The organism is Methanobrevibacter sp., from assembly GCF_045539575.1.
In the GTDB taxonomy this organism is placed as follows: domain Archaea; phylum Methanobacteriota; class Methanobacteria; order Methanobacteriales; family Methanobacteriaceae; genus Methanocatella.
On record NZ_JAZQFM010000023.1, the window covers coordinates 24,989 to 33,249 of the forward strand.

The 8,261-nt window shown below is 34.7% G+C and carries 11 protein-coding genes and 1 tRNA gene; 4 read left to right on the forward strand and 8 right to left on the reverse strand.

The features are described 5' to 3' along the window. Positions 1-6: 6 nt before the first annotated feature. On the reverse strand, positions 7-1,308 hold the full coding sequence (locus tag ACKI30_RS02685) for an FAD-dependent oxidoreductase (RefSeq protein WP_407409672.1): 1,302 nt from the start codon (positions 1,306-1,308) through the stop codon (positions 7-9). A 77-nt stretch (positions 1,309-1,385) separates the two neighbouring features. Here ACKI30_RS02685 and ACKI30_RS02690 point away from each other — a divergent pair, with 77 nt between their 5' ends. Continuing rightward, positions 1,386-1,649: a HypC/HybG/HupF family hydrogenase formation chaperone gene (locus ACKI30_RS02690; protein ID WP_292740875.1), complete on the forward strand. Its 264-nt coding sequence runs from the start codon at positions 1,386-1,388 to the stop codon at positions 1,647-1,649. On the opposite strand, the gene ACKI30_RS02695 is transcribed toward ACKI30_RS02690, so the two are convergent. The 7 genes from ACKI30_RS02695 to ACKI30_RS02725 all read right to left on the reverse strand — a co-directional run bounded on the left by ACKI30_RS02695 (position 1,643) and on the right by ACKI30_RS02725 (position 5,769). Further along, positions 1,643-2,158, reverse strand: coding sequence for an amino acid-binding protein (locus ACKI30_RS02695; protein WP_407409687.1), 516 nt, complete (start codon positions 2,156-2,158; stop codon positions 1,643-1,645). The genes ACKI30_RS02690 and ACKI30_RS02695 overlap by 7 nt on opposite strands. A gap of 158 nt (positions 2,159-2,316) precedes the next feature. Then, a tRNA-Ile gene (locus ACKI30_RS02700) sits at positions 2,317-2,391 on the reverse strand. A 102-nt stretch (positions 2,392-2,493) separates the two neighbouring features. Beyond that, positions 2,494-2,778: an iron-sulfur cluster assembly protein gene (locus ACKI30_RS02705; protein WP_292740717.1), complete on the reverse strand. Its 285-nt coding sequence runs from the start codon at positions 2,776-2,778 to the stop codon at positions 2,494-2,496. Positions 2,779-2,855: 77 nt separating this feature from the next. Then, the gene (locus tag ACKI30_RS02710) at positions 2,856-3,764 is read right to left on the reverse strand and encodes a DUF5591 domain-containing protein (protein WP_295160629.1); all 909 of its coding nucleotides are present in this window, start codon (positions 3,762-3,764) and stop codon (positions 2,856-2,858) included. A gap of 1 nt (position 3,765) precedes the next feature. After that, complete coding sequence (locus ACKI30_RS02715; protein WP_407409675.1) at positions 3,766-4,257, reverse strand: TIGR00295 family protein; 492 nt, start codon at positions 4,255-4,257, stop codon at positions 3,766-3,768. 5 nt (positions 4,258-4,262) lie between these two features. Then, on the reverse strand, positions 4,263-4,781 hold the full coding sequence (tfe, locus tag ACKI30_RS02720) for a transcription factor E (protein WP_407409677.1): 519 nt from the start codon (positions 4,779-4,781) through the stop codon (positions 4,263-4,265). 133 nt (positions 4,782-4,914) lie between these two features. After that, entirely contained in the window at positions 4,915-5,769 is an 855-nt protein-coding gene (locus ACKI30_RS02725; protein ID WP_407409679.1) for a coenzyme F420-0:L-glutamate ligase, read from the reverse strand. A gap of 80 nt (positions 5,770-5,849) precedes the next feature. On the opposite strand from ACKI30_RS02725, the gene ACKI30_RS02730 reads away from it, so the two are divergent. From ACKI30_RS02730 to ACKI30_RS02740, 3 genes are all read left to right on the forward strand, one after another. Further along, on the forward strand, positions 5,850-6,425 hold the full coding sequence (locus ACKI30_RS02730; protein WP_407409681.1) for a pyruvate kinase alpha/beta domain-containing protein: 576 nt from the start codon (positions 5,850-5,852) through the stop codon (positions 6,423-6,425). 120 nt (positions 6,426-6,545) lie between these two features. After that, the gene (ftsZ, locus tag ACKI30_RS02735) at positions 6,546-7,682 is read left to right on the forward strand and encodes a cell division protein FtsZ (protein WP_292740729.1); all 1,137 of its coding nucleotides are present in this window, start codon (positions 6,546-6,548) and stop codon (positions 7,680-7,682) included. 131 nt (positions 7,683-7,813) lie between these two features. After that, entirely contained in the window at positions 7,814-7,993 is a 180-nt protein-coding gene (locus ACKI30_RS02740) for a protein translocase SEC61 complex subunit gamma (RefSeq protein WP_407409683.1), read from the forward strand. Positions 7,994-8,261: the final 268 nt, after the last annotated feature.

Genomic DNA, 8,261 nt, shown 5'->3' on the forward strand with positions numbered 1-8,261 from the left:
TGGTAATTATAACCACATATTTTTTATAATTTTATAGTTTGAATCTGTAGATGGGTGTATCTCTAAAAAGTCACCGTAATCATCTAAATCATAATCCATTCTCATCAGATAGGACAGGTATGCCACATCGCTTGTAGATGATGGGGATATGGAATTAATTCTGTTTATTTTATTGTTTTTCTTATCGAATTCCACTTCAGTATAACCTGTATCTCCGCTCAATATATGCCAGAATGCGTGAGGTCCGGCAATTCCAGGAATTCCTATTGTTGCCTTGTCATCTTCACTGCATTGGGATTTTTCATTTTTGACAAAACTGACTTCTGTGTTCAGACTTAATGTTTGAGGAATGCAACTGTAGCTTACTTTATTTGCATAGCCGGCCATGTTTCTTGCAGCTGTGATACCTTCCATTCTAGCAACTGGTGTCAGCTGATATCCTCCGGTAACATCTCCTGCAGCATATATATTTTCAACATTAGTTTTCATCATTTCATTGACCTTGATGGTTCTGTCACTGTTCAGCTCAACGATTCCATCAGCTATTTCACTGTTAGGCACCCTTCCGGTTGCAAAGAACGGAACTCCTTCAAGCTCTTTTTCATCATCTGTCAGGACTTTATTTTTAAATGCCCGCTTGATGTTGGTATTCTCGTAGACATTGATGTCAGGAATAATATGTTCTAAAACGTATTTCCTTGCATTGTCTCCAATTTCTTTTAGGAATGATGATCTTGCAAGGACATTGACCTCACTGCCCAATGTGGAATATATGTTAGCTATTTCACAGGCGATGATTCCTCCACCGATAATATTTAGCTTTTCAGGAACTTTATCAATTTTTAAAATATCCTTGTTGGTCAATCCGTATTCGCTGCCTTCTATGTCTGGAATGAATGGGCGAGCTCCTGTTGCTATGAGCAGGTTGTCATATTCAAAGCTTTCTCCATTTACTTTAACGTTATCTCCGTCAATGGCAGCTTCCCCATAGATAATGTTATTTCCAAAGCTTTCGTTTTCCATTTGGTTCAAATGTCTGAGCTTTTCCTGGGTTTCAACTATTTTTTCAACTATTTTTTCATAGGATATGTCAAGCTGACTTTTTATAAATCCGTAATTGTTGAATCTGTTTGCTGAATCTATAAATTTGGTAATGTCTGTAAGTGCACAAACAACCATACATCCTTCATTTAAACATGTTCCTGCAATATGATTTTTTTCAATTAAAGTAACGTCTTTTCCTAATTTTCCAAGCTCAAGGGAACCTAATCTTCCTGCAGGTCCTGAACCGATAACAATATTCTTCATTAAAACACCTATTTAGATAATTTTATATAATATCAGTTTAGTAAATAGTATATATTAAAATTTTGGAGATGAGATTTATGTGTATTGCAGCACCTGCTCACGTTGTTGAAATTAACAGAGAAGAAAACTGGTTATATGCAGATTTTGGTGGAGCAAGACAACAAGCTAAATTAGACCTTTTACCTGAGGTAGAAGTAGGTGATTACGTTTTAATCCACGCTGGATATGCAATTGAAAAATTAACTGAAGAAGCTGCTAAAGAATCTTTAGAAGCTTGGGAAGAACTTTTAGAAATTCTTGAAGAAGAAGATAAAGAATTAGAAATGGCAAGAAATCAATAAATTGATACTCTTGTTACTCCTTTTATTTTTAAAAATTCATTTATTAAATCACCTTGAACTGGTTCTTCGGTGATTATTGTTAATGACGGTGTCTTTTGAAGCTCTGTGTCTTCAGCATAAGCCTGTCTGATACCAATTCCTTTTTCTGTAATTAATTTTGTTGTTGCAGCAAGTATTCCTTCGCTTTCAGATCCGACTTCAATTTCAATTACGCCCAATTCTAGATTTTTAGCAATGTTTTTAAGAAGTGTTCCTGCCGGAATGATGTTTGAAAATAAGTTGTTTAATTCCTCGTCTTCTTGTATTACTTCTATTGTTGATTTTATCGCTCTTCTATCTACTTCAGCAGCGGTAGCCAATGCCTTATCACTAATTTTCAGATTGCCGCAGTAAATTTTTCCGTCATCACTTATGGATAATCCTAATTCGATCATTTTTTCTGCAACTCTGATACGTGCAGGGTATTTTTTAAATTTTTCATTTATTCTTTCCCACATTTTAATCATCATTCCAACTTTTTGTACATTCATGTTTTTTTATGTTGAAGGTAGTATTTAAAAATTTTGATGAAAAAATGTGATGGGCTTTTCAATAGAATATAAATCTCTCAAAAAATAACGCTAAAGTTGTTAAGTAAAATGAAAATGTCTTTAAAAATAGTTAGAAGTAGGCTAGATGGGATTCGAACCCATGACCTCCCGGTTATCAGCCGAGCGCGCTAACCAAGCTGTGCCACTAGCCTATACAATTTGAATGACAGTTAACTGTCAACACTTATACTTATATTAATTGCTATATATAACTCTTTCGGTTATATATAGAATTAAATAAGATTTTGAAAAATTTATCTATTAATCATTTCGTTAATGGAGTCTGCCATAGCATGTCCTTCAACGATAATTTTTGCTTTTTCAATACCTTCAACGTTTTCAGCTCTAATTTTAGCGTCAGCTGCGATACGGGTGATACTCATACAACCTGGGTTGGTTGGTTTAAGGATAATTTCAGCTTGATCTCCGTCTACGGTAATGTTTTGTACAATGCCCATTTCTACAATACTGATTCCCATGTGTGGGTCGTTAATTACAGAAACAGCATCTTTAATCTCATTTACTAATTCTTCTGACATTTTAGTGTCTCCTAATTTTTTGTATTTATAACTTTTAAACTTATGATATATAAATGATTTGTTTTAGTTATGAAAAGTTACTTTAATCTATGTTTTAGTTTTACGCCAATACCATTGTCGCATTCTTCCATCTCACGACCGGTCATTACAGCTTTTCCGACACCTACTGCGACATCATCCTTAACTACGACTACTTCATCGTTTGGAATGATATTGTGGTCTGCCTTGTCAATTCCAGGCGCAAAAACGGTATTTGTTGTAAGGTCGAAATCAATTTCCACTATGTTGATTCCCAAATCCTTCAATATTTCACCGCCAGGCAGGTTTAACCTGTATAATCCGTGATCCTTATTGAATAGTGCGAGCTGTTTCCCGTCGGACAGGATTCTTTTGTGATACATTCCCTTGGTCTTAACATTATCGGGGATGAACTTGTCTCCGTTTTCACCGAACTGATATTTTGCTATGGACCTTAACTCGTGCAGGGTCTTTTCTCTTCTGTTGACCTTCTGATGATTTTTAAGCTCCATCCTCAAATTGTACAGTGATTCCGGTGATGTTGGCCTTTCATCAACACAGACATTGACAAAGTCGTCAAGATATGCCTCTGCAGACTGCAGGTATCCGCCGGCAAGGTTTGCAACAACCTGTTTTCCTCTGGTGTACTTTTCTATTAGCTTTCCACTTTCTTCAATTTCATCTTCTGACCATTTGCCTGTGGTGCTTACATCATATGACTGGATAGGGAAAGTATTTTCAAGTTCCCTTGGACAGATTCCGAAAGGGGAAGTAACAATAAGCTCCTGATAGGATCTTGTCAGCTTTCTAAATTTCTGATGGGATTTTGAGTTGGAATAAGGCTTCTTCATACTGCATGGCAATAACACTACAGTGTCTCCAAGAGGTTCCATCATTTCCATTCTTTGTCTCCATCTGACCGCTTCGGGACGGTAGAGGGATTCTTCACTTGAACAAATTACTTTCATACTATTCCTCAAAAGATTTAATTAATTCGTTATCCATTTCAATAAGTCGTTCAATATTATCGTCGGGATCTTCAATTCTGCGCTTCCATTTTTCTATAACATACTCAACACTGACTTCCTCGCTGCCGCTCACCAGATTATCCGCATGGGCAACAATCTTTTCTTCAAGTGTCTGGGGAACATATGACTTTTCCGGAAGGCCTAATTTCTTTGATTCCTCTTCAGTAATTCCGGCACCGATGTGTCTTTCGATTATATTTAAAACATCTTGGTCATATCCGTATTTTTTGGCGATTTCAACTCCTACGATTGCATGTGTGATGTCATGAGTCTTTGATCTTCCAATATCATGCAAAAGAGCGCCTTTACGGATTAAATCGGTATCTGCATTTTCAAAATTAGAAGCTATTTTCATAGCTTTTTTATATACTGCTTCACAATGTGAAATGACATTTTCAGGAGTATGTTCTTTTTTAAGTAATTCTTTTTCCATTTTATCTATTTATTTTTTTTATTAAAGGAATTAAAATTACTTTCAACCATTTTTAAATCTTCTTTGATTTGTTTGATGTTAGCAGCATTGTCCTGGAATTCCAGCTCTTCCATACAAACAGGGCAGAGGAATTCATAATCTGATGCGTCATCAAAATCAAATCTTACGTGGCCTTGCGGGCAAATGAAAAACATGTTGTTTTCTTCACGTTCCAATTCCTCATTGAGCATTTTAATGTATTGCTCGGAATCTTTTTTGATATGGTTTATGACTTCTTCTTTTTCAAATTTCCAGGTATATGTAAACCATTGGGTTTCAGGGTCTTTACTTCTTTTATAACTAGCTAATCCCATATCGTAAAGCTTGTAAAGTATTTTTCTAACGATATTCAATTTAATTTCTGTTTTTTTAGCAATTTCTTCATCGGTTTCAACACCATCGATTAATGCTTCAACAATCGGCAAATTACTTTCGTCTTCAACAACATTGGTTAATAAAGTCTTTACTAATGGATCATCTATCATTTAATTTCCCCTAATTGCTTTTACTGGTTTTATTATCAAATTTTTTCTGGAATTGAAAATAAAAAATTAATAAAAGTATGATAATATTAAGTTTAGTTTTGTTTTTAGTATTATAAAAATATATCTATAATAATTACTGTTTTCTGATAATTACTGCCGGTGTGTGGGTAATTGAATCCAGTGCCTCAACTGTGACTTCATCAATTTCAGTTCCGAGAACTGCCTTGACGCTGTGGATTGTCTTCATTTCTGTGGATAGTGACCTTTGATAGTCTTCGGCAATGTTTGCAAATTTCAGTGCAGTTTCAACGTCAATTTCTTCACTGCATCCGAGAGGGGTTGATCCCATATTTTCGGACAGCTGTCCTTTGAAATATCCGAAAAATCCGTTGTCAGCATCAATTCCGTCAATGGCTATCGGAAGGCCGGTGAAATACTTTCCGTTTTTCATGTATGTCGCATCGGTGTCGATAATCATCACGCATACGTCCTTTCCGATTTCCTCCTTGATTTCCTTTGCAACCTTTTCGGGGTTTTCAGGAAGCAGTGATACGAATGTTCCAGGGGCATTGCTTAAATCGATACCTGCTTCTGAAGCTGGCTTAAGTGCATGTTTTAACCCGTACAATTGAAGTACCACTTCCTTATGGGCCTTTGTCTCTTCAGGCAATTTTCTCAGGTTTTTTATAGTTCGTTCCTTGATTCCGAGAAGAGGTCCCAAAACATATCCCCACAGGTACTTGCTCCAGACTGTTGTCAGGAATTTTGCGGTCAGTGACGGTGTGTATTTTGCCTCGTCAACCAGTCTGTTCTGTGAAACGGAAATTGGTGTTTCGGCTATTACCAGATAGTCATCATCCTGCATCAGCCTTTTTGCAGGCTCAATTATTGCACTCAAATCATCATTAGGCTTTATATATCCTGTCTCAATTGGAATTACAATATAATCTTTAATAATCACATGTTTTGTATTTTCTAAACCTGTCATAACAATCTTTAATAAATTAATTACATAGATATATTAACATAATAGAGTTTATAAAAATTATCTATTAGGTTGTGTAATTTATGGCAAGAAAATTCATAACATATTTTGACAAAGAGGGCAATGATTATACTGATGAATTGATTTTGGCTGTTAAGGATAAATTGGATATCTCTGAAAACATTAAATATATTTTAATCGCTTCAACAACCGGTGAATCTGCATTGAAACTTGCTAATGCCATTGATAATGATGAAATCACCATTATTAATGTTTCCCATAATGTTGGATTCAGCGGGGATAATGAATCTGACATTTCCGAAGACATGGTTAAGAAACTGGAAGCTGAAGGAATTAAAACCTATCAGGGATTGCACGCATTCAGCGGTGCTGCAAGAGGAGTCACAAACAAATATGGTGGATTCTCTCCATTGGATGTTGTGGCCGATACCTTGAGAATGTTTTCCCATGGTGTTAAAGTCGCTGCCGAAATTTCCCTGATGGCTGCAGATGCAGGCCTGATTCCTGTCGGTGAGGAAATTATCGCCATCGGAGGAAGGGCTCATGGTGTTGATACTGCAGTTATTTTGACTCCGGTAAATTCCAAAAATATGTTCAACATGCAGTTCCATGAGATCATTGCAATGCCAAGAGATTAAATATATTTTACATTTTTGGAAATTTCCGTAATATATTTAAATATAGGTGCATTTAAATATTAGTTACGATAGAAATATTTAACAATTAATTTTAAATAGCAGAGTAAGTGGGGTTAATTTGTGAAATTTATAGATGATGCAATCAAAGAATCCGAACAAAGAATGGAAGAGAAAGCGCCAGAAAGAATCTCTTCAGACATAGATGAAGATCTTATTAATATTATTCAAGGTGTTAAAACTAATATATTTGTTGTTGGTGCCGGAGGCGCAGGAAACAACACCATTACTAGATTAAATGAAATGGGTATCGAAGGAGCAACAACAATCGCTGTCAATACTGATGCTCAAGATTTATTTTACTGTCAATCCAGCCAAAAAATTCTTTTAGGAAGACAAACTTCCAAAGGATTAGGTGCAGGTGGAGAGCCAGCAGTCGGTGAAGAATGCGCTGAAGAAAGTGAAGATGAAATCAGAGATGATTTAGAAGGCGCAGACATGGTATTTGTCACCTGTGGTCTTGGTGGAGGAACTGGTACTGGTTCAGCTCCAATTATCGCTAAAATAGCTAAAAAATTAGGAGCTTTGACTGTTGCTGTTGCTACCATGCCATTTTCTGCAGAAGGTATCAAAAGAAGAGAAAATGCAGAACAAGGTTTGGAAAAACTCCAAGAAGCTGCTGACACTGTAATTGTAATTCCTAATGATAAATTATTAGAAGTTGCACCAAACTTACCTTTAAATAAAGCATTCATGGTTTCCGATGAAATCTTAGGAAGAGCTGTTAAAGGAATCACTGAATTAATTACTAAGAAAGGTCTTGTAAGTTTAGACTTCGCTGATATCAGAAGCATTATGAGCGGTTCTGGAATGGCTATGATTGGTATGGGAGAATCTGACTCTGGCGACAGAGCTTTAGAATCTGTACATGAAGCTTTAAGCAGTCCTTTATTAGACATTGACATTTCAAACGCTACTGGAGCTTTAGTAAACATTTCAGGTAGTTCAGATTTAACTTTACATGAAGCTGAAAAGATTGTTCAAGTTGTTGCAGACAAATTAGATCCTGAAGCAAATATTATTTGGGGTACTCAAATCGATGAAACTCTCCAAAATACTGTCAGGACTACTGTTGTTGTTTCTGGAATTAAAAGCAACTTCGATGTTAATGTTGAACCGGAAATCAACACTGATGATGATGCTTCAGAACCAGATTCTGCAAGCGATCAATTAGACAGCTTTATTGATGGAATTTTCTAATTCCATTTCAATTATTTTTTTTAAAAATGCAAACATTTATTAATGTTTAAATTATAAATTATTTTATTACTATTTTATTATAATTCATAAAATTATGATTTTTTCATAGTTTTTTTATTTTGGGTATTCAAATGAACGTACAAGAAGAGTTTAATAAATTTATCAAAGACAGTAAAAGAGTATTAAAAGTATCTAGAAAACCTGACGGTAAAGAATACATGGAACTCGCTAAAGTAGTTTCCATTGGTGTTTTAATAGTCGGAGTTATTGGATTTATTATAGTTTTATTAGGTTCTTTAATTGGTTTATAAACCAATTTTTCATTTTTTTTAATCTCAACTTTTATTATAATAAAATTTTGTAATCCACTTTTTTACTTTTAAAAATGTAATTTTTTAAAAAGTTTTATATATCATTACATAGATATATTTTAATATTATAGAAATCTGATTTTCAAGACATTATTTTTCTTGAATAATTATGGCTTTTATAATAACTTTTAACTTAATGTATGAATTTATCTTATTGGATTATTCAAACTAATGTTTTATTTTAGTTTATTAATCAATCAGATGATAA